The sequence below is a fragment of the Mesorhizobium sp. M2A.F.Ca.ET.042.01.1.1 genome (genome assembly GCF_003997405.1).
GTDB lineage: Bacteria > Pseudomonadota > Alphaproteobacteria > Rhizobiales > Rhizobiaceae > Mesorhizobium.
Window position 1 is genome coordinate 17,020 of the sequence record NZ_RZRX01000029.1, and the last position, 20,506, is coordinate 37,525.

Consider the following 20,506-nt stretch of genomic DNA (forward strand, 5'->3'; position numbering starts at 1 on the left):
CCATGGTCTTTGGGCCCACGCTGCGAATTGAAGGTCAATCACCGAAGCCGTCGCTGCCCCTCATCCGCCCTTCGGGCACCTTCTCCCCGTGGAACGGGGAGAAGGAAAGCGCCTCAATACTTCTCCGGCACGTAAAGCTCGCGCGGCAGCACCTGGCGCTCGTAGGAGGGGTTGAAGACGCGCTCCGGCAGCGTGATCTCCTCGTGCGGAACCTCCTCATACGGCACCTGCTGCAGCAGATGATCGATGCAGTTCAGCCGCGCGCGTTTCTTGTCGTTGCCCTCGACGATGAACCAGGGCGCTTCCTTGATGTTGGTGCGGGCGAAGGTCTCTTCCTTGGCCTTGGTGTACTGCTCCCAGCGCACGCGCGACTGCAGGTCCATCGGCGACAGCTTCCACTGCTTCATCGGGTCGTGGATGCGCATCAGGAAGCGCATCTGCTGTTCCTCGTCGGTGATCGAGAACCAGTATTTCACCAGCGTGATGCCGGAGCGGACCAGCATGCGCTCGAATTCCGGCACGTCGCGGAAGAACTCCTCGACCTGATCCGCGTTGGCAAACCCCATCACCCGCTCGACGCCGGAGCGGTTGTACCAGGAGCGGTCGAACAGCACGATCTCGCCGCCCGCGGGGAGATGCGGCACGTAGCGCTGGAAATACCATTGCGACTTTTCGCGTTCGGTCGGCGCCGGCAATGCCACCACGCGGGCGATGCGGGGGTTGAGCCGCTGCGTGATGCGCTTGATGACGCCCCCCTTGCCGGCGGAATCGCGGCCCTCGAAGATCACCACCAGCTTCTTCTTATGGTAGGCGACCCAGGACTGCAGCTTGATCAGTTCGGACTGGAGCCTCAGCAGCTCGCGAAAGTAGGTCATCCGCTCGATGGAAGGCGGATGCGACTTCTTGTAGATCTTGGCGATCTCGAGCGAGAGCGCCGGTTCGGAAATCTCCAGCTCATAGTCTTCGTCGAGCGTGTCCTCGAGCTCGGCTTCCAGCCAGTCCTTCGCCCCGGAATTCGATTTTACTTCATTCATCGCGCAGCTCCGTCGCCTGTCAGCCATCATCGCTTCGGAATGCGCCGCGGCTCCGCCCCGGACACGCCACTCCGTAAGCCGACTGAGATACAGAGGCGCAATGACGGTTTTATTGCAAGGCGACCACAGCCGGGCATGATAGACGATATGTGATCGGCCCGTATCGATAGCGGGGCGACAAGCGGCTGGAATTGTCCTACAAAACCCATCGCCTCTTTCCCGCGCCCGCCACGGCGCCTCTCCAAAACAAAATCGCGAGGACCCGACATGGAATACCGCACCCTTGGCCGTTCCGGCCTGAAGGTTTCGACATTGACCCTCGGCACCATGACCTTCGGCGGCACGGGCCCGTTCGCCGCCGTCGGCAACTCCGATCTTTCGGAAGGCAGGCGCATCATCGACACCTGCATCGATGCCGGCATCAACCTCATCGACACGGCAAACGTCTATTCGAACGGCCTGTCGGAGGAGATCATCGGCGAGGCGCTTGGCGGCAAGCGCAAGAACGACGTGCTGATCGCGTCCAAGGCGCGCATGCGCATCGGCACAGGTCCGAATGACGAGGGCCTGTCGCGCCACCATCTGATCCGCGAATGCGAAAAGAGCCTGAAGCGGCTCAGGACCGACGTCATCGACGTCTATTTCGTTCACCAGTGGGACGGGCTCACCCCGGTCGAGGAGACGATCGCGGCGCTCGACACTTTGGTCAACCAGGGCAAGATCCGTTACATCGGCTGCTCCAACTGGTCGGGCTGGCAGGTGATGAAGGCTCTTGCCGTCAGCGACAGTCGCCATCAGGCCCGGTTCGTCACCCAGCAGATCCATTACACGCTGGAAGCGCGCGAGGCCGAATATGAATTGCTGCCGATCTCGGCCGACCAGGGCGTCGGCGTGCTGGTCTGGAGTCCGCTGGCGGGCGGCCTGCTATCCGGCAAATATCATCGCGACAGCCCGACCGCGCGCGAGCTCGGCGGCTGGAGGGAACCGCCGATCCGCGACGAGGACCGGCTGTGGCGCATCGTCGACGTGCTCTCCGACATCGGCAAGGCGCGCGGCATTTCAGGGGCGCAGGTGGCGCTGGCCTGGCTGCTCGGCCGTCCGGCCGTAAGCTCGCTGGTGATCGGCGCCCGCAACGAGACGCAGCTCAAGGACAACCTCGCCGCCGCCAGCCTGTCGCTCTCCGAGGAAGAACGCCAGCGCCTTGACGCGGTCAGCCGGCCGCCGGTGCTTTATCCCTACTGGCACCAGCAGTTCACCGCCAGGGACCGGTTCGGGCCGGCCGACAAGGTGCTCGACCGCTCGCATGCCTAAAACAGTCAGTCGGCGATAAAGCGCCAGACTTCCGGATCGGGCTTTATCTGCCCGCTCAGCACGAAGTATTTATAGAGGACGAGCAGCGAGATCGCCTGCTCGTCCTGCTCATTGCCGAATTGGCGGCAATAGGCGTTGGCGGCAGCAGTTATCCGCGCCGCCTCGGCGGGATGCTTTTCGAAATAGGCCACCTTGTCGACAAGGTCGGAGAAATCAGGCTCGAGCGGCACGTAATGGATATTGGGCTCCACCTTGGCTTCCGCAAACCAGGTTTCGTAGGTCGGCTCCGGCATCAGGCAGAGCGAATTGGAGCTCATGATCCATTTCAGGTTCGTCGCGACGTCATTGCCTTCGAGCGAGACGATATAGCGATACTGCCGCTGCTGCTCGATGTTCAGGAACGGCTTGCGGTATCCGTCCGGCGCGTCGGGCTTGTGGGAACCCGCGTCGCAAAACGGCAGGTCAGCGGCCTTTTCCACGAAGCGGGTGCGAAGCGGATTGTTGAGATGCCCCCGCCAGACCACCATCGGCCGCTTGTCGGCGAAAGACAGCTTGTCGGGCGGCATGTAGAAGTGGCGGAACTTGTTCAGCTTCATCAGCACGCCGTTGGCGTTGTCGTCGCCGATGGGCCGGTCCTTGACGATCCTCGGCACCTCCGGAATGCCGACGACATCGCCATATTCGAAATCGATCAGCAGGCCAGGATCGAAATAGCGGGCGAATTCCTTGAGGTCGTAATAATACATGCTGGAAGCGGACGGCAGCTTGCCGACGGCCACGGCGTCGGCACTTGGCACGAACGGCTGTTCCAGCTTGTTGTAGTAGTTCAGACGCTCGCGAACGGTCTTGCCTGAAAGCCTGGCTTGGTCGAGCCGGCTGGCCAGGCGGCCGCGGAACAGGGACTGCGGTGCGCGGTCACGCGCGAAATTGCGCGCATAGTAGAACAGCTTTGCGGCGGTTCGAGCGAGTGTGGCCATGCGTCCGCGAGTTCAGCAAGATGGTCAATGGTAGTCAGCCTTCATCCCCCTCGTCTCCTACAGCATTCTCCCGGCCATGTTGCAAGCCTGCTAATGCGAATGGCCACACGAGACTTTACGCTGCGACGACCGCGAACCCTCTTGCGCGCAGACCGCGCCGATCATCATGCAGCGAGGTGACCAGCCGATCGCGGCTGCCGGCGATGTGAGCGGAAAGCAGCTGAGCCGCTTGCTCGGCGTCGCCGCTCCTGACGGCGGCGAGGATGGCGTGGTGTTCGGCCCAGGCGCGGCCGAGCGCCTTTTCATCCCGCACCTCCAGCCAACGGGCCCGCGACAGCCTCGTCATCGCATCGCGCACGGCCCTTAATAGAAACTCGTTGCCGGAAAGCCTTGCCAGCTCGATGTGGAAATCCAGGCCGACGCGATGCCACTCCTCGCGCGGCGTCTCGGCATCGCAGGAATCGAGCATCGCGGCAATCAACTCGATGCCGCCACGGTCTTCTAGCACCGCCGTCAGGCGAACCGCGGCGACCTCGACCGCCTCGCGGTAGACGGCGATCTGTCCGAGCTCCGCGAGGTTGATCGGCGCGACAGTCCAGCCGCGGCCGTCGCGGCCGATCAGACCTTCCGTTTCCAGGCGCAGAAGCGCCGCCCGCACCGGCGTGCGCGAAGCGCCGAACCGGCTCTCGATCCAACGCTCGGTCAAACGTTCGCCCGGGCCGATCTCCAGCCCGAGGATCATCTCGCGAAGCTGCCTTTCGACATTCTGCATCTGCGACATTGTGGGTCCGATCTTCAAAGCCGCATTGACAGCGGCAAAGGCAAGGTTCATGACGAATACCAGTTTGGTATCCCAAATTGGTATCCATAACAATCCCAGGATTGGCAAGCGTGACATGACGCCCAACGAAACCGGACAGAGCGGCTTCAACATCCATTGGCGACGCAACCTCGCCGTCTGCTTCGCTGGCTCGTTCAGCACGCTCATCGCCATGACGCTGCTTCTTCCGTTCCTGCCGCTCTACGTCGAGCAGCTCGGCGCCGAAGGCCACGCGGCGATCGTGCAGTGGTCGGGCATCGCTTACGGCGCGACCTTCTTCGCGGCCGCGCTGGTGGCGCCCTTGTGGGGCCGGCTGGGCGACCGCTACGGCCGCAAGCTGATGCTGGTGCGCGCTTCGTTCGGCATGGCGATCTGCATGTCGCTTACCGGTATGGTGCAGAGCGTGTGGCAATTGGTGCTGCTGCGGCTGCTCATCGGCTTTGCCGGCGGCTATTCCTCGGGCTCGACGATCCTGGTGGCGATGCAGACGCCGAAGGAGCGCTCGGGCTGGGCGCTGGGCGTGCTGGCGGCGGGCATCACCGCCGGCTCGCTGGTCGGGCCGCTGCTGGGTGGCCTGCTGCCGCCGCTGATCGGTATCCGCGCGACTTTCCTGCTTTCCGGCGCCGTCATCTTCCTGGCGTTTCTGGCGACGACTTTCCTGATCAAGGAGAATCCGCCGGTGCCGAAGCCCGCCTCGGCGGCGAAGCCGAAAAGCGGCTGGTCGCAGATCCCCGACCAGCGGCCGATCGTAGCCATGCTGGCAACGGGCATGCTGCTCGCCTTCGCCACCATGTCGATCGAGCCGATCATCACCGTCTACGTGCAGCAGCTCGTCGAGGACCAGAGCAAGGTGACCATGGTCGCCGGCGTCGTCATGTCGGCGGCCGCGCTCGGCACCATTCTGTCCTCGTCCTGGCTGGGCAAGCTCGCCGACCGCGTCGGCCACTGGAACGTCGTGGTCGGCGCCCTTGCCGTCTCGGCCTTGCTGCTTGTTCCGCAAGCCTTCGTCACCAATGGCTGGCAATTGATCGGCCTGCGCTTCCTGATGGGCCTGGCGCTGGGCGGATTGTTGCCCTGCATCACTAGCGTCATCCGGCACAATATCCCCGACGGGGTCGGCGGCAACGTGCTTGGCCTGGCAATCTCGGCGCAATATGTCGGCCAGGTCGCGGGGCCGCTGTCGGGCGGCTTTGTCGGTGGCCATTTCGGCATGCGCTCTGTGTTTCTGGGCACAGCGGTGCTGATGGCGCTGGGTGCTGCCTACAACTGGATTGTCCAATCGAGGCGGGCGCGGCATATGCTGATCGAGGCAGGCGAGTCTTGATCGGCCTTCCGCCCAACCGCCATGGAGCATCCAGGATGAGCCTCACCGGGCAAGCATCAGACAGCGGAAGCCGCGTCCTCGTGCTGGCAGCCGGCCTCGTCGGCGCGGCGGGCGTGGCGTTGTCGGCCGCCGCCGCGCATCGCGGCGGCGCCTTTACCGGCACTGCCGCCAATTTCCTCCTGATGCATGCGCAGGCTTTACTTGCCATCGGCCTTGCCGGCGGCAACCGTTGCCTCAGGATCGCCAGCCTCGCCCTGCTCGCGGGCCTGCTGCTGTTCTGCGGCGACCTGCTCGCGCGCGACTTTCTCGGCTCGCGGCTGTTCCCGATGTCGGCGCCGATCGGCGGCACGCTGCTGATCGCCGGCTGGGCGGCGATCGCCGCCTCGGCGCTGTGGCGCCCTCGGCATTAGGCTATTTCTCAGCGCCTATTTTCGGCCGGCTCGCCGCTTGCGCTCGCGCGCAGGCAGTTCGTCACGGCGGGTCCGCTCAGGCTGCTCGGTCCCGGGCGTGATGCCCCAATAGTTGCGGTAGATGTCCTGAAACAGATGACCAATCGGATGCATGATGCTTCTCCTTGGGTTTGAATCGATCCAATGTACGGGTGCGAAAAATGGCTGCGACTCAGCCGCGTTTACGCTCCACGAGGAAGCGCGGCTTGCGGCGCCAGGGACTCGACCTGCCTCGCCGCTTCTCGCTGACAGCGGCCGAAGCGATGCTCCAGTCGTTGTGGTAGATGTCCTCGAACAAATAGCTCACCGGATGCATGCATCCTCCTGTCGAAATTCGCTCCACCATGGAGCGCGGAATTTGGATCGATTCAAATGATAGACCTCATTTGCCAGCCGTCAACTGAAATTTGAATCGATCCAACAAAAATGTTAGATGACCCGCAGCAATTCAGCGGTCATGTTCGTGACGTGACCGGATTCGGAGGAACGACATGGCATCACTCCTCGAAGGCCAGGCAAGACCGATCAGGCTGGCCGACATCGCCAAGGCCGCCGGCGTCTCGCATGGTACGGCCTCCAATGTCTTCAGCCGGCCCGAGATCGTGCGCGCCGAAGTGCGCGAACGGGTCAAGGCGGTAGCGGAGCAGATGGGTTACGCCGGACCGGACCCGAAAGGCCGGCTGCTGCGCGCAGGCAAGGTCAATGCCATCGGCGTCGCCACCACCGAGCCCCTCTCCTACTTCTTCGACGATCCTTTCGCCCGCGTCATGATGGGCGGCATCTCGGAAGCCTGCGACGCCACCGGCGCGGGCATCGCGCTGGTGTCGGCCGCCAACCAGGAGAAGCTTGCCTGGAATATCCAGAGCGCGCTTGTCGACGGCTTCATCCTGTTCTGCATCGAAGGCGGCTCGCGCCTTGTCGACCTGACGCGCGAGCGAAGGCTGCCCTTCGTGGCGCTGGAGCTTGGCTTCCAGGACGAGACCGTCTCGGCCATCGGCGTCGACAATGTCGCGGGCGCAAGGCTGGCCGCACGCCATCTGGCCGAGCTCGGCCATCGCCGGTTCGCGGTGCTGTCGCTGGCCTTCGCAGACAACCGCACCGGCTTCGCCACGCCGGACATCGTGCGCGGCGCGCTCTACACCGGAACACGCGACCGCCTTGCCGGCTATTTCGAGGAGCTTGCCCGCTTCGGCATCGATACGACGAAAATCCCGGTCTACGAGACCGAGAATGAGGAAAAGAGCACCAGGGCCGGCCTCGAGGCGATCTTCGCCGATGGTGAGGCGCCGACCGCCATCCTGGCGATGTCGGACCGCATGGCGCTGATCGCCATCGACTGGCTGAAAGCGCGGGGCCTGGACGTCCCCGGCGACGTCTCCATCGTCGGTTTCGACGGCGTGCCGGACGGCGCGCTGTGCACGCCCGCGCTGACCACGATCGCCCAGCCGATCACCGAGATCGGCCGCCGCGCCGCGCGCATGATCCTCGACCATGACGGCGCGGTGCGGCGCGAGACGATGGGTGTCGAACTGATCGTCAGAGCCTCGACCGGCCCGGCCCGCAAAGGCTGAGCGCTCTTGCGGCGTTGCGCAATTGCGAGCGGAAACCGCTCCGCACTTCTCCTGAAATTGCTTCAGAATCCTCCCGCCCTTGCCGGCACCGGCTGCGCGCCGAACGGCCTGTGCGGAGCCTCCCCGCGCGCTTCCTTGGCGCGGGACGGCCCAAGACCGGCAAGCCATTCAAGGTAGAGCGCAAGCGCGAACTGCATGGCGATGCCGGCCGCGATCAGCAGCGTATCGTAAGCCGGGCCGCCCGGGTTGATCAGCTTCAGCACCTGCGCCGCCATCGCAAGCAGCGTGCCGGCGATGAACACCGGCAGCGAGCGCTTGCCCAGAATGGCCAGCGGATTGTCGGGCCTGACGCGGAAGAGGTTGGAGACAGCCGGCAACGCGACGATCAGGTAGCTGACCGACAGAATGTGCAACAGCCGCGGCAGCGACAGGAAGGTCTTGTCGAAGCCGCCGATCACCACCGGCAGATTGAACCAGGTGATCTGGCCCCAGAGCGGGCTGTGCACCCAGATCGCCGCACCGACCACGTAGATGCCCGCGGCGCCAAGCAGCCACGGATTGATCGGGATTCGCCCGCCCCGCTTCACATGCAGCATGGCGGCAAGGCCGATGTTGAAGAGGAACTGCCAGGACAGCGGGTTGAGGAACCAGAGGCCAGGCTCCGGGTAGTTTGGCGGCGCGATCTGCCAGATGCCGGCGACGAGCCAGAGCAGGCCTGACACGATCAGCGCCATCACCGGCCGATAGCTGACGAACAGCACGAAAGCCGGCGCCGCCAGAAGCAGCGCCGCATAGACCGGCAGGATGTTGTTGTAGCCGAGCTGGTGGCCAAGCGTGACGATGCCGAGCAGCACCTGCGGCGTGTTCTTCATCAAGGGCTCAATGTTGATCATGGTCAGCATTTCCGGCCGGTGCGCGAAAAGCGCGGCGGCGCAAAACAGCGCGATCACCACCATCGTGATGACGATGTGGGCGATGTAGAGCACGCCAGCGCGCCGCCACATCTTCAGGGTCGCGAGCAAACGGCCGCCCGGCTTGAACTTCGTGCCGTAGGCCAGCGCCACCGAGATGCCGGAGATCAGCACGAAGGCTTCGGCTGCGTCGGAAAAGCCGAAATTCTTGTAGGTCCAATTCTCGAAGACCGTGCCCGGCACGTGGTCGACGAAAATGGTGAGCAGCGCGAGCGCGCGCAGCACGTCGATACGTGTGTCACGCTCTCCGATACGCTTGTCGCGTTCGTTGGAAACAGGGGTGGTCATCGACAAAAGGCCTCAAAGCTGGTTGTTCATAGCCAGCAATGCGACCCCCGGGGCGCACCGCTTCGATTCCTCCCGCGGGAGGGGTATCGGCGCTGAAACGGACTGAAATGCGCCTGGTTCAATCAACTTTCGCGGAGCGCGAAAATATTCCGTTTTGAAGCCGGCAAATCAATGAATCTCTCATGGAATCAAATGGATGTGAGCGTGTCCGAATATAGTGACGAAAACAGTATCCTGTACGGCGATCTAGGCTTTCGCTACCGCGTGGTGACGCCGGCAAGGTCGACCGGCAAATGCCTTTTTGTGCTGCACGGATCGGGTGTGGAAGAAACGACACTCATCCCGCTTGCACGGAAGATTGCACCTGACGCGACGCTGGTTGCCGCGCGTGGGCGCATCCCTCAGGACGACGGCTTCCGCTGGTTCGAGCGAATCACGCCGACAAGTTTCGAACAGACCAGCATCCGCGACGAGACCGCCGCCTATGCCGAATTCGCCGTGGAAGCATCGGTGCGCCATGACCTCGACCTGCGGCGCACGACCTTCCTTGGTTATTCGAACGGCGCCAACGTCGTCTCCAGCCTGATGCTGCTCCATCCCGGCCTGATCCGGCAGGCGGCGCTTCTGCGAGCGATGCCGGTGCTCGACACTTCGCCGATGACCGATCTCGGCGGAACGCGTGTCTTGATCATCGCCGGCGCCGCCGACCAGACCTACGGCCCGTTCGCCCCGGCTCTTGTGACGCTGTTCAGCGAACGCCGCGCCGAGGTCGACGCGCGCATCGTTGCCTCGGGCCATGAATTCGGCGACGCCGACGCCGCGATCGCGCGCCAGTGGCTGGCAGGTCCCATGCCGGCGGCCTGACCGCGCCCGCCCTCCGAGCAATGCTGCGTTAGAGGGCTGGCTCGGGACGTGGCGGCTTAGGAATTCTACCCCCGTCCCATCCGGTTCCAGGCATCCAGGCCCGCGATCTTGTAGGCTTCCGCCAGCGTCGGATAGTTGAAGGTGTTGTTGACGAAGAAATCGACCGTGCCACCGAGATTGATCACCGCCTGGCCGATATGAATGAGCTCGGTGGCGCCCTCGCCGACGATGTGGGCGCCAAGGAGGCGGCGCGTCTTGACAGAGAACAACAGCTTCAGGAAACCGCTTGAGACGCCCATGATATGGCCGCGCGATGTCTCGCGAAACCGCGCCAAACCAACCTCATAAGCATCGCCGCTCTCGCGCACCTGCTCTTCCGACAAGCCCACCGTCGAGATCTCCGGCACAGCGTAGATGCCATAGGGAAAGCTCTCCGGCGGCGGCGGCAGATTGACGCCGAAGGCGTGGCATGCCGCCACCCGGCCCTGCTCCATCGAGGTCGAGGCAAGGCTCGGGAAGCCGATGACGTCGCCGGCCGCGTAGATGTTCGGCACGCTGGTCTGGAAGGTCTGCGGATGGACCTTGACTCGGCCTCGGGCGTCGGCCTCGATGCCGACCGCGTCGAGGCCGAGGCTGGCGATGTTGCCGGTGCGGCCGGCGGCGTGGAGCACCATCTCGGAGCGGATTGTGCGGCCATCGGCGAGCGTCACCTCGGCATAGTCGGGTTTGGAGGCGATCTCCTTGACCGGACTGCCGAGCCGGATGGTCATGCCGCGGTCGCGCATCTGGTGGATGAAGTCGTCGACGATCTCGCGGTCGATGAAATCCAGGATGGAGTTGCGCGGCTCGACCAAGGTCACCGGCACGTCGAGCGCCGAAAAGATGGTGGCATATTCGACGCCGATGACGCCGGCGCCGATCACCGTCAGCGTGCGTGGCAGGTGGTGGAGTTCCAGCATCTCGTCGCTGTCGAATATCCGCTTCCCGTCGAAGGGCACGTCGGCCGGCCGGTGCGGCCGGGTGCCGACGGCAATCAGCGCGTTGGCAAAGCCAACCTCGCTGTAATCGCCATTGTCGGCGGTCAGGCTAGCCTTGTTCGGCGTGAGGAATTTAACCGCGGCGCGCGCGCTCTTCACGGTGTTGCGCATGAACTGGTGCTGCAACACCTCGACCTCGTGGTCGAGGGTCTTGTGCAGCCGTTCGACCAGATCGCCGATCGAAATGTCCTGCTTCACCCGGTAGCCGCGGCCGTAGAAGCCGCGTTCGCGCCAGCCCGAGAGATTGAGCACGGTCTCGCGCAACGTCTTCGACGGAATGGTGCCGGTATGCACCGAGACGCCACCCAGACGCCTGCCCCGATCGACTACCAGGACCGACTTGCCCAGCTTGGCCGATTGCACGGCGGCGCGGCGTCCCGAAGGGCCGCTGCCGATGACCAGCATGTCGTAATCCATGAACCCCTTCCCCGCATCTTGTGCGCCGCAACAAGCTAATCCGGCGGCGGCGTCATATTCAACTGCCTATCGCGCCTGCCTACCGCGGAAAAATCTGGAAGAAGCGGCCATATGAGCCGTGAACTTAACCCGACGGCAACGCTTGCGTGCAATGGTGATAAGCGAGGGAACTACGGGGTGGCTGAGTTTTCATGTCCAAAAGCGATACCTTGCCTGGCACAGCGACTGGTTTCCTGTCTGACCTACAGGCCCACCCGGTCTTCCTGGATCTGCGTGAAGGCCTGTTTCGTTTCATCGCGCTGCTCGTCGCCGCGATCTTCGTCTATCGCGGCGTGAACAACGTCATCGTCGATCCGGGCCGCCTCAACGTCCTGCTGCTGACGATCTCCGAGACGCTTACCTTCATCTGGCTGCTTCTGGCGCGGCGGCCGATTGTCCGCGACTGGAGTCCTTTCACGGTATTCATTTCGCTGACGGCAGGTTTCGGCTCGGGCTTCGTCTCGCTTCAGGAGGGCGCCGCCATCATTCCGTTGTTTATCGCGGCGCCACTGCAGTTCCTGGCCCTGTGGCTGGTGATCTGGGGGAAAATGTCGCTCGGCCGCTCCTTCGCCATCCTGCCCGCCAATCGCGGCGTCGTCACCGGCGGGGCCTACCGCTACGTGCGGCATCCGATCTATGCGGGCTACCTGGCGGGGCACATCCTGTTCCTGCTGTCGAGCTTCTCGCTCTACAATTTCACCGTCTACGCGATCATCACCCTATTCCAGGTCCATCGCATCCTGCGCGAGGAACGCATCCTGGCGCTGACGGAGGAATATCGCGACTATCTCGGGCGGGTTCGCTACAGGCTCTGTCCCGGCATTTTCTGAGATCACGCCGCCCGCCCGCGGGCACGTTCCTTGAATTCCGGGCCACTCTCACCATTTGAGAACGCGGCAGGCATCCTTATGCGGATGCGGCGATCGAGGAACGGACATGAACGCACGCGTTTTGGATGGTGAGATCATTACGACCAGGTTCGAGGACACCCGCGCCTATCGCGGGGTGCGGACAAGGCGCATCTTTGCCTTCCTGCTCGACTATTTCTTCGTCGCGCTGCTGACCATTCCCTTTGCCATACTGGTGGCCATTCTCGGGCTTTTGACCTTCGGCCTTGGCTGGGCGCTGTTTTCGGTGCTGGTGCCGATGGTCGCCATCCTCTACATCTGGAACACGCTGGGCAGCCGTGACCAGGCGACGACTGGCATGAAGATCATGGGCATCCGCCTGGAGAAGCTCGACGGCAGCCGCATAGACGGCATGACGGCGGTGGTGCATTCCGTTCTGTTCTGGGCAGGCAACGTCATCCTGACGCCGCTGGTGCTGCTGGTCACGCTGTTTTCCGACCGCAAGCGCACGCTGCACGACCTTTTGCTCGGCACCGTGGTCACCCGCACCGACATCTGACGGTGTCGACAGCCGCATCAATCGAACGACCAAGCCGCCTGCGCCCAAATATGAACAGGCTTGGGCCGCCGCGGCCGCACAATCCTGTTGAATTTTTCGCCGGCCGGGCCAAAGGTAGGGCGATTCGCAGGAGCGTTTCCAAGATTAGATGACGCAGCATCCGACCCAGTCGCCGCAGTTCTTCCTGACCGCGCCGTCCCCATGTCCCTATCTGGAGGGACAGTTCGAGCGCAAGGTGTTCACGCACCTTGTCGGCGACAAGGCGCCGGAGATGAACGACCTGTTGACGCAAGGCGGCTTCCGGCGCTCGCAGAACATCGCCTACCGTCCGGCTTGCGAGTCCTGCCGCGCCTGCGTGTCGGTGCGCATCCTGGCGCAGGAATTCGATCCCAGCCGCAACATGCGCCGCGTCATCCAGCACAATGCCGATCTCGTCGGCGCCATGCATGACGCGCAGCCCTCGACCGAGCAATACTCGCTCTTCCGCAGCTATCTCGACGCCCGCCATCGCCGCGGCGGCATGTCGGACATGACCGTGCTCGACTATGCGATGATGGTGGAAGACACGCATGTCGACACCAAGATCATCGAATACCGGCGTCGTGGCCCCGATACCTTCATAACCGGCAAAGGCCAGGGCGAACTGATCGCCGTGGCGCTGACCGACAAGATGGCGGACGGCTTGTCGATGGTCTATTCCTACTTCAATCCCGACCTCGAGGACCGCTCGCTCGGCACCTTCATGATCCTCGACCACATCGCCCGCGCCAAGGCGATGGGCCTGCCCCACGTCTATCTCGGCTACTGGGTCAACGGCTCGCGCAAGATGAACTATAAGATGCGCTTCATGCCGCAGGAGCATCTCGGCCCGAAAGGCTGGGAACGCTACGACCACGAAGCGGTCAGTCGCTGAGCCGCCCTACGCTTCACCCTTAGACTGTTTCAAGGAGGAGGACGCTGGTCTTTCGGCCGTCGGGCTGGAACGACCGCGACATGGCCCCTGTGCGCCTCTTCAAGACTGCTTTGCGAGATTGCCCGCGTGTCCACTCATACCGACCACCAAAAAGGTCTCCTGATCACCGCCATCGGTGGCCTCACACTGACCGTCGACATACCGCTGATCCGGCTCGCCGACGGCGCACCCTGGACGATCATGCTGCTGCGCACCGGCACCACCTTGCTGGCGGGGCTGGTGATGTGGGCGATCTGGAGGTCGCTGGACAGGAACGCGCCGAAGCTCATCCCGGGCTGGTCGGGGCTCGCCGTTGCTGTCTGCTACGGTTTGACCGGCATAAGCTTCGTCACGGCCGTCTATCATACATCGACCGCCGACCTTGTCTTCATCCTGGCCTTCAACACCGTTTTCGCGGCGCTGCTGTCGTGGCTCTTCCTCAAGGAAAGACCACGGATTGCGACCATAACCGCCATGCTGGCGATGATCCTCGGCGTGCTGATCATCGTCGGCGGCTCGGTCGGAACCGGGCATCTGTTCGGCGATTTCATGGCGCTTTGCTCGGCCTTCTTCGTTGCGCTCGCCATCACCATCTCGCGCGCCAGCGGCGAGGACATGGGCTTCACCGGGCTGGTCGGCGTCATCCTGCCGCTGGCGCTCGCCGCCTTCATGGTTTCGGGCGAAGGTTTTCACGTCAACGCGCCGTGGTGGATCATCTTCAACGGCGCCGTGATCATGCCGATCTCGTTCTTCTGCCTGGCCAATGGGCCGAAATACATTTCGGGGCCGGAGGTGGCGATGTTCTATCTTCTGGAGACCGTGCTGGCGCCGATCTGGGTCTGGCTGATCTTCGCCGAGGCTCCCACGCGCAACAGCCTGATCGGCGGCACGATCCTGATCGTGACGCTGGTGGCGCATTCGCTGTGGCAATTGCATGAGGGCCGCAAGAGGCGGGCGGCGCTTGCGGTGGTTCACCCGGCCTGAATCTTCCTCGGCTCGGCCGCCGCCTCGATCTGGGACGGCGCGCCGGTGTGATCGGCGACCGGGGGAATCTCGTCCATCAATTCCACCTCGCGCAGCCATTCGCGCCAGATGGCGACGAGCAGGGCCATCAGCACTGGGCCGATGAACAGGCCGAGGAAGCCCATCGTCTTGACGCCGCCGATCAGACCGAAAAAGGTCGGCAGGAAAGGCAGCTTGATCGGGCCGCCCACCAGCTTGGGCCGCAGCGTCTTGTCGACGATGAAGAGCTCGACCGCGCCCCACGTGAACAGCGCAAGGCCGGCGAACAGCTTGCCGCTGGCCGCGAGGTAGATCGAGACCAGGGTGAAGGAGAGCGGCGCGCCGCCCGGGATCAGCGCCATAATGCCGGTGAGCGCGCCGAGCGTGACCGGCGACGGCACGCCGGCGAGCCAGTAGGCGATGCCCAGCACAAGGCCTTCGCCGATGGCGATGATGGTCATGCCCGTCACGGTCGAGGAGATGGTCGCCGGCACGACGCGCGAGATGCGCTCCCAGCGCGTCGGCAGGATGCGCTCGCCCAAGCGATCGACCTGGGCCGCGAAAGACTCGCCGTCGCGATAGGCGAAGAACAGCGCGATCATCATGAACAGAAGCGTCAGCAGCAGGCTGAAGGCACTGCCGCCAGCAGCCAAAGCTCCGCGATAGATATTTCCGATGTTGGAGCCGCTGACCGCCTGGATCAGTTCGCCGATGCCGCCGGGATGGCCAAGATAGGCCGTCCACTGCCCGTTCAGCCACTCGCCGATGACCGGCATGGTGGCGATCCAGCCCGGTGTCACCGCGCCGTGCCGATTGGTCTCGATCGCCCAGGTGACCCATTCGCGCAGCTCGTTGATGGCATAGGTGCCGGCCAGCGCGATCGGCACCACCAGGAAGGTGAGGATGAAGAGGATGGCCAAGGTCGCGCCGACGGTGCGGTTGCCGCCGACCGCGACGAGCAGGCGGCGGTAGAGCGGCCAGCTGGCGAAGGCGATGACCAGCGCCGCCAGCACCGGAAACAGGAAGCCATGGAAGAAATATACGCCGGCGGCGACAATCAGGACCAGAAGCCAGCGCGCAGCCGACAGCGGCGGGATGACGGCAGCCCTGAGCGGCGTCGACAGGCCGAACAGGCGCTGCCCCGGCTTCTGGATCTCGGCCCGCTTCAATCCGGCGTTTCTCCCTGCCCTGTGGTTTCGATATATGCCTATGCACCATCATAGTGCAGCAATCGTGACGATAGTCCAAATAGTGCCTTTTCCTTCTCCCCTTGTGGGAGAAGGTGGCTCGGCGCGCAGCGCCGAGACGGATGAGGGGTGTTCCAGCGGAGTGAGGCGCCTAAACATCCAAGGAATTTAAGTGCTTACGTCGGATAGGTCGCGATCCTTCCAACACCCCTCATCCGGCCGAGCTTTGCTCGTCCACCTTCTCCCACAAGGGGAGAAGGAAAAGGCATCGCTACCCGAATTTCCCCGTCCTCGGGAAGCCCTTCGGCACCATACGGCCGGCGGCGGCGCGGGCGCCGATCCACTCGGCGAGTTCCTCGCGCGACTTGGTGAAGGTGCGGTCGGCCGAATCCTGCCAGGAGAGCCCGGTCTCCAGCGTGAAGGTCTTCAGGTCCAGCACGCCGCCGTCCTTGTATTTCTGCAGGCGCACGCCCTTGCCGCGGGCCATTTCCGGGATCTCGGAGAGCGGGAAGACCAGCATCTTGCGGTTCTCGCCGACAATGGCGAGGTGGTCGCCCGCCACCGGAATGCAGCGCTTGGCCTCGTCCGGCGCCTTGACGTTCATGACCTGCTTCCCCTTGCGGGTGTTGGCGACGACCTCTTCCTCCGAAACGACGAAACCATTGGCGTCGTAGGACACCAGCAGCAGCTTGCGCTTCGGATCGTGGACAAAAGCGGTGACGATGTCCTGGTCGTTCTCCATGTCGACGATAATGCGGATCGGCTCGCCATGACCGCGCCCGCCCGGCAGCCGGTCGGCGCCGATGGTGTAGAACTTGCCGCCGGTGGTGAAGACCAGGATCTTGTCCGTGGTCTGGGCATGGAAGGCAAGCTTCAGGCTATCGCCTTCCTTGAAGGCGAGCTGCGAGTAATCGGTCAGGTGGCCCTTCATGGCGCGCAGCCAGCCCTTTTCCGAGACGACGACCGTGACCGGCTCGCGTTCGATCATCGCATGTGCGATGTCGGTGAGATCGTGTTCCGGCGCGTCGGCGAACTGGGTGCGGCGCTTGCCGAGCTCGGTCTCGGGGCCGAACTTGTCGCGAAGCTGGGTAACCTCCCACTTGATCGTCGCCCATTGCTTGGCGTCGGACGCGAGCAGCGCCTCGATCTGCTTCTTCTCCGCGGTGAGCCCGTCGAACTCCTTGCGGATCTCGATCTCTTCCAGCTTGCGCAAGGCGCGTAGGCGCATGTTGAGGATGGCTTCGGCCTGGTTGTCGGTGAGCGACCAGCGGGCCATCATCACCTGCTTGGGCTCATCCTCCTCACGGATGATCCTGATCACCTCGTCGATGTTCAGATAGGCGATCAGGTAGCCGGCGAGGATTTCCAGCCGCTTCTCGATCTCGCCGAGACGATATTTCGAGCGGCGGACGAGAACGTCGCGACGGTGGTCGAGCCATTCCTTCAGCACGCCCTTCAGCGAGAGCACGTTCGGCACCTTGCCGCGCGACAGGACGTTCATGTTGAGCGGGAAGCGGCTTTCGAGCTCGGTGAGCTTGAACAGCGATTCCATCAGGAGGCCGGGATCCACGGTGCGGCTCTTCGGCACCAGCACGATGCGGATGTCCTCGGCGCTCTCGTCGCGGATGTCTTCGAGCAGCGGCAGCTTGCGCGCCATCAAGAGCTCGGCGATCTTCTCGATCAGCCTGGCCTTCTGCACGCCGTAAGGGATCTCGGCGACGACGATGCTCCAGGTGCCCCTGCCCTGGTCCTCCTGGCCCCATTTCGAGCGCACGCGAAAACCGCCGCGGCCCGTCTCATAGGCTTCGAGGATCGAGGCTCGGCTGTCGACGATGATGCCGCCGGTCGGGAAATCCGGCCCCTGGACGAAATCCATCAGCTTCGCCACCGGCGCTTCCGGATGTTCGATCAGATGGAGAGCGGCGTCGCAGAGTTCGGCGGCGTTGTGCGGCGGGATCGAGGTCGCCATGCCGACGGCAATGCCCGAGGAGCCGTTGGCGAGCAGGTTCGGGAAGGCGCCCGGCAGGACGGACGGCTCCTCGTCCTCTTCATTGTAGGTCGGGCGGAAATCGACCGCGTCTTCATTGATGCCGGCAAGCAGCTCGCTCGCCACCTCCGTCATGCGCGCTTCGGTGTAGCGCATGGCGGCGGCGTTATCGCCGTCGATGTTGCCGAAATTGCCCTGCCCGTCGACCAGCGGGTAGCGCATCGAGAAATCCTGCGCCAGGCGCACCAGCGCGTCGTAGATCGACTGGTCGCCATGCGGATGGAACTTGCCCATCACGTCGCCGACGATGCGGGCGCATTTGGCAAAACCCTGATCGGGGTTAAGCCTGAGCAGCCGCATGGCATGCATGATGCGGCGATGGACAGGTTTCAGTCCGTCGCGCACATCCGGCAGTGCCCGGTGCATGATGGTCGACAGCGCGTAAGCGAGATAGCGCCGCTCGAGCGCTTCCTTCAGATCGACCGGTTCGATTTTGTCGCCGCCGCCATTGTCATCGGGCGGCAAAAGCCTCTTTCCCATGGATTTGGACTAGCCGAGCGGGTGATTCGCGGCAAGCGCCGCGTGAACATCGGCGCTTTGGTCGCGGCTACGAACAAACCGGCGATGTGAAGGGCTTCACGGAAGCGCCCGGGAGGCGGCTGCAATTTGCCACCGATCTGCAACAGGCCGCGGCGGCACCATGACGCCGGCCAACATCAACTGGTTACACGCGGCCTCTATCTGGCATGCAACACGCTGGCGGAGGAAAGCCGCGATCTTCATGACAAATTCACCGCATCGCGCAATGGCTGCCCGCCGGCGTTTGCTTTTCGTCGCCATTTTCGACAAATGTGCCGGAAAATGCCTTCTTCCCGTCCCGTTCGTCACGGAATGGTGAATGGAGCAGGTTTCAAAACAATTTTCATAGCCAAATCAGGACAGGGAACTCGCCATGACAATCCAACGCTCAACGCTCAAGAAACTGGCTTTTTCGACCTTTCTGCTGACGCTGCCTCTCAATGCAGCCTTCGCCGCCGATCCGGCGGTGGCCGAGCGCATCAAGGCAGCCCTTGCCGCCCAAGGCGTCGAGATTTCCTGGACCGGGGTCTCGGGCGACGATTCCAACGCCGTGCTGCAGGGCGTCTCCATCAAGCCGGCGGCCGAGAAGGAAGCGCTGCCGATCGGGGACGTGAAGCTGGAAGGTGTGACCGAGGCCAATGGCGGCTATGCGATCGCCACCGTCTCGACCTCGCCCTTCGAACACAGCAAGGACGGCGTGACGCTCGACCTTAGCCCGGTGGTCATCCACGACATGAAGGTCCCTGCCGAAGGCAGCACCGATCCGCTCGGCTCGCTGATGATGTACAAGTCGGCGGAGCTCTCCAACATGACGGTCAAGGTCGGGGACAAGACGGCCTTCGCGATGGACGGGCTTGCGGTCCAGATCACCCCGCCGGCCGACGGCAAGGCGATGGACTTCACCGCCAACACCGAGAAATTCACCGCGGATCTCTCGCTGATCGACGATCCCAAGTCGAAAGAGGCGATCGAGGCACTCGGCTACCAGAACATCTCGGGCAATATTGCCATGGCCGGCACATGGCAGCCGAGCGACGGCAAGATGGAGCTGTCGAAATATGACATCTCGGTCGAGAATGCCGGCACGCTCGGCATGACCTTCAACCTCGGCGGCTACACGGTCGATTTCATCAAGTCGATGCAGGCGATGCAGAAGCAGCTCGCTTCGCAGCCGGAAGGCGCCGACAATTCCGCGCAGGGCATGGCCATGCTCGGCCTGATGCAGCAGCTTTCCTTCAACGGCGCATCGGTGCGCTTCGAGGACGATTCGCTCACCGGCAAGGTGCTCGACTATGTCGGCAAGCAGCAGGGCATGTCGGCCAAGGACGTCGCCAACCAGGCCAAGGCGATCGTGCCGTTCGGCATGGCGCAGCTCAACAACCCCGAGCTGACGGCGGAAGTCTCGTCGGCGGTCAACACCTTCCTCGACGATCCGAAGAGCCTGGAAATCTCGGCCGAGCCGCCGTCGTCGGTGCCGTTCGCGCTGATCATGGCCGGCGCCATGTCCAACCCGCTCGACCTGCCCAAGACGCTCGGCGTCAAGGTAAAAGCGAACCAGGACTGATCGAACTGGCTGCCTTCTCCCCGTCCCTATACGGGGAGAAGGTGCCGGCAGGCGGATGAGGGGCAGCGCCGACGCTCGCAAATATGAAAACGGTGCTGGACCGATCGCCCCTCAGGAGGCCTCAGCTGCTATGATCGCTCGCAAATCGCCAGCACCCGCGCTGCCCCTCATTGTCCTGCCGGACATTTCTCCCCGTAGAGTGACGGGGAGAAAGAGCAGTTGCCGCGCTGCCGTCAGTCCTTCTTCGTAACCGCCACCCGCAGCGACAGCTCGCGCAGCTGTTGCGGGGTCGCTTCGGACGGCGCGTTCATCAGGAGGTCGTAAGCCTGCTGGTTCATCGGGAACATGGTGATCTCGCGCAGGTTCTTGGCCCCCACGAGCAGCATGACGATGCGGTCGACACCGGCCGCCATGCCGCCATGCGGCGGCGCGCCATACTGGAAGGCGCGATAGAGGCCGCCGAAGCGCTCTTCAACAGTCGCGCGGTCGAGACCGACCATCTCGAAAGCCTTGACCATGGTTTCCGGCAGATGGTTGCGGATGCCGCCCGACGCGATCTCGAAGCCGTTGCAGACCATGTCGTACTGGAACGCCTTGATGCCGAGCGGCTCCTGGCCGTTCAGCGCGTCAATGCCGCCCTGCGGCATGGAGAACGGGTTGTGCGCGAAATCGATCTTCTTCTCGTCCTCGTTCCATTCGAAGAACGGGAAGTCCACGATCCAGCAC

General features: G+C 63.5%; 20 protein-coding genes. 10 read left to right on the forward strand and 10 right to left on the reverse strand.

Annotated elements, in window-relative coordinates; genetic code table 11:
- Positions 1–113: 113 nt before the first annotated feature.
- Positions 114–1,034, reverse strand: coding sequence for a polyphosphate kinase 2 (ppk2, locus tag EOA23_RS06905; protein WP_042640102.1), 921 nt, complete (start codon positions 1,032–1,034; stop codon positions 114–116).
- Positions 1,035–1,301: 267 nt separating this feature from the next.
- On the opposite strand from ppk2, the gene EOA23_RS06910 reads away from it, so the two are divergent.
- On the forward strand, positions 1,302–2,345 hold the full coding sequence (locus EOA23_RS06910; RefSeq protein WP_127303346.1) for an aldo/keto reductase: 1,044 nt from the start codon (positions 1,302–1,304) through the stop codon (positions 2,343–2,345).
- 5 nt (positions 2,346–2,350) lie between these two features.
- On the opposite strand, the gene EOA23_RS06915 is transcribed toward EOA23_RS06910, so the two are convergent.
- Both EOA23_RS06915 and EOA23_RS06920 read right to left on the reverse strand, forming a co-directional pair.
- Positions 2,351–3,322, reverse strand: coding sequence for a glycosyl transferase family 90 (locus EOA23_RS06915; RefSeq protein WP_127303347.1), 972 nt, complete (start codon positions 3,320–3,322; stop codon positions 2,351–2,353).
- Positions 3,323–3,437: 115 nt separating this feature from the next.
- Positions 3,438–4,103, reverse strand: coding sequence for a GntR family transcriptional regulator (locus EOA23_RS06920; protein ID WP_127303359.1), 666 nt, complete (start codon positions 4,101–4,103; stop codon positions 3,438–3,440).
- 115 nt (positions 4,104–4,218) lie between these two features.
- On the opposite strand from EOA23_RS06920, the gene EOA23_RS06925 reads away from it, so the two are divergent.
- Positions 4,219–5,466 carry an MFS transporter gene (locus tag EOA23_RS06925; protein ID WP_127303348.1) on the forward strand — a complete coding sequence of 416 codons (1,248 nt, stop codon included), beginning with the start codon at positions 4,219–4,221 and terminating at the stop codon, positions 5,464–5,466.
- A 35-nt stretch (positions 5,467–5,501) separates the two neighbouring features.
- Entirely contained in the window at positions 5,502–5,876 is a 375-nt protein-coding gene (locus EOA23_RS06930) for a DUF423 domain-containing protein (protein ID WP_127303349.1), read from the forward strand.
- Positions 5,877–5,891: 15 nt separating this feature from the next.
- Here EOA23_RS06930 and EOA23_RS35605 read toward each other — a convergent pair whose 3' ends face one another.
- Entirely contained in the window at positions 5,892–6,029 is a 138-nt protein-coding gene (locus tag EOA23_RS35605; RefSeq protein WP_189341527.1) for a hypothetical protein, read from the reverse strand.
- Positions 6,030–6,087: 58 nt separating this feature from the next.
- On the reverse strand, positions 6,088–6,231 hold the full coding sequence (locus EOA23_RS35610; protein ID WP_189341528.1) for a hypothetical protein: 144 nt from the start codon (positions 6,229–6,231) through the stop codon (positions 6,088–6,090).
- A gap of 175 nt (positions 6,232–6,406) precedes the next feature.
- Between EOA23_RS35610 and EOA23_RS06935 the strand changes: the two genes are divergently transcribed.
- Positions 6,407–7,486: a LacI family DNA-binding transcriptional regulator gene (locus EOA23_RS06935; protein ID WP_127303350.1), complete on the forward strand. Its 1,080-nt coding sequence runs from the start codon at positions 6,407–6,409 to the stop codon at positions 7,484–7,486.
- A gap of 62 nt (positions 7,487–7,548) precedes the next feature.
- Here EOA23_RS06935 and opgC read toward each other — a convergent pair whose 3' ends face one another.
- Positions 7,549–8,745, reverse strand: a complete 1,197-nt coding sequence (gene opgC / locus EOA23_RS06940) for an OpgC domain-containing protein (RefSeq protein ID WP_126061156.1) — start codon at positions 8,743–8,745, stop codon at positions 7,549–7,551.
- Between the two features lie 204 nt (positions 8,746–8,949).
- Here opgC and EOA23_RS06945 point away from each other — a divergent pair, with 204 nt between their 5' ends.
- A complete protein-coding gene (locus EOA23_RS06945; protein ID WP_245474042.1) occupies positions 8,950–9,609 on the forward strand; it encodes an alpha/beta hydrolase in 660 nt (219 codons plus the stop codon).
- Between the two features lie 65 nt (positions 9,610–9,674).
- On the opposite strand, the gene sthA is transcribed toward EOA23_RS06945, so the two are convergent.
- Positions 9,675–11,063 carry a Si-specific NAD(P)(+) transhydrogenase gene (gene sthA, locus EOA23_RS06950; protein WP_127303352.1) on the reverse strand — a complete coding sequence of 463 codons (1,389 nt, stop codon included), beginning with the start codon at positions 11,061–11,063 and terminating at the stop codon, positions 9,675–9,677.
- A gap of 191 nt (positions 11,064–11,254) precedes the next feature.
- Here sthA and EOA23_RS06955 point away from each other — a divergent pair, with 191 nt between their 5' ends.
- The 4 genes from EOA23_RS06955 (at position 11,255) to EOA23_RS06970 (ending at position 14,445) form a co-directional block, all read left to right on the forward strand.
- Positions 11,255–11,932: an isoprenylcysteine carboxylmethyltransferase family protein gene (locus tag EOA23_RS06955; protein WP_127303353.1), complete on the forward strand. Its 678-nt coding sequence runs from the start codon at positions 11,255–11,257 to the stop codon at positions 11,930–11,932.
- A 106-nt stretch (positions 11,933–12,038) separates the two neighbouring features.
- Complete coding sequence (locus EOA23_RS06960; RefSeq protein WP_073989170.1) at positions 12,039–12,509, forward strand: RDD family protein; 471 nt, start codon at positions 12,039–12,041, stop codon at positions 12,507–12,509.
- Positions 12,510–12,657: 148 nt separating this feature from the next.
- A complete protein-coding gene (locus EOA23_RS06965) occupies positions 12,658–13,422 on the forward strand; it encodes an arginyltransferase (RefSeq protein ID WP_042640082.1) in 765 nt (254 codons plus the stop codon).
- 126 nt (positions 13,423–13,548) lie between these two features.
- Positions 13,549–14,445, forward strand: a complete 897-nt coding sequence (locus EOA23_RS06970; RefSeq protein WP_127303354.1) for a DMT family transporter — start codon at positions 13,549–13,551, stop codon at positions 14,443–14,445.
- Here the strand turns inward: EOA23_RS06970 and EOA23_RS06975 are convergent.
- Complete coding sequence (locus EOA23_RS06975) at positions 14,433–15,632, reverse strand: AI-2E family transporter (protein WP_127303355.1); 1,200 nt, start codon at positions 15,630–15,632, stop codon at positions 14,433–14,435. The two genes, EOA23_RS06970 and EOA23_RS06975, sit on opposite strands and share 13 nt — an antisense overlap.
- A 289-nt stretch (positions 15,633–15,921) precedes the next feature.
- Positions 15,922–18,177 carry a DNA topoisomerase IV subunit A gene (gene parC / locus EOA23_RS06980; protein WP_127303356.1) on the reverse strand — a complete coding sequence of 752 codons (2,256 nt, stop codon included), beginning with the start codon at positions 18,175–18,177 and terminating at the stop codon, positions 15,922–15,924.
- A 412-nt stretch (positions 18,178–18,589) separates the two neighbouring features.
- Between parC and EOA23_RS06985 the strand changes: the two genes are divergently transcribed.
- Positions 18,590–19,780 carry a hypothetical protein gene (locus EOA23_RS06985; protein WP_042640069.1) on the forward strand — a complete coding sequence of 397 codons (1,191 nt, stop codon included), beginning with the start codon at positions 18,590–18,592 and terminating at the stop codon, positions 19,778–19,780.
- Between the two features lie 233 nt (positions 19,781–20,013).
- Here EOA23_RS06985 and EOA23_RS06990 read toward each other — a convergent pair.
- A partial coding sequence (locus EOA23_RS06990; RefSeq protein ID WP_348628551.1) for an amino acid--tRNA ligase-related protein occupies positions 20,014–20,506 on the reverse strand: 493 nt, incomplete at its 5' end.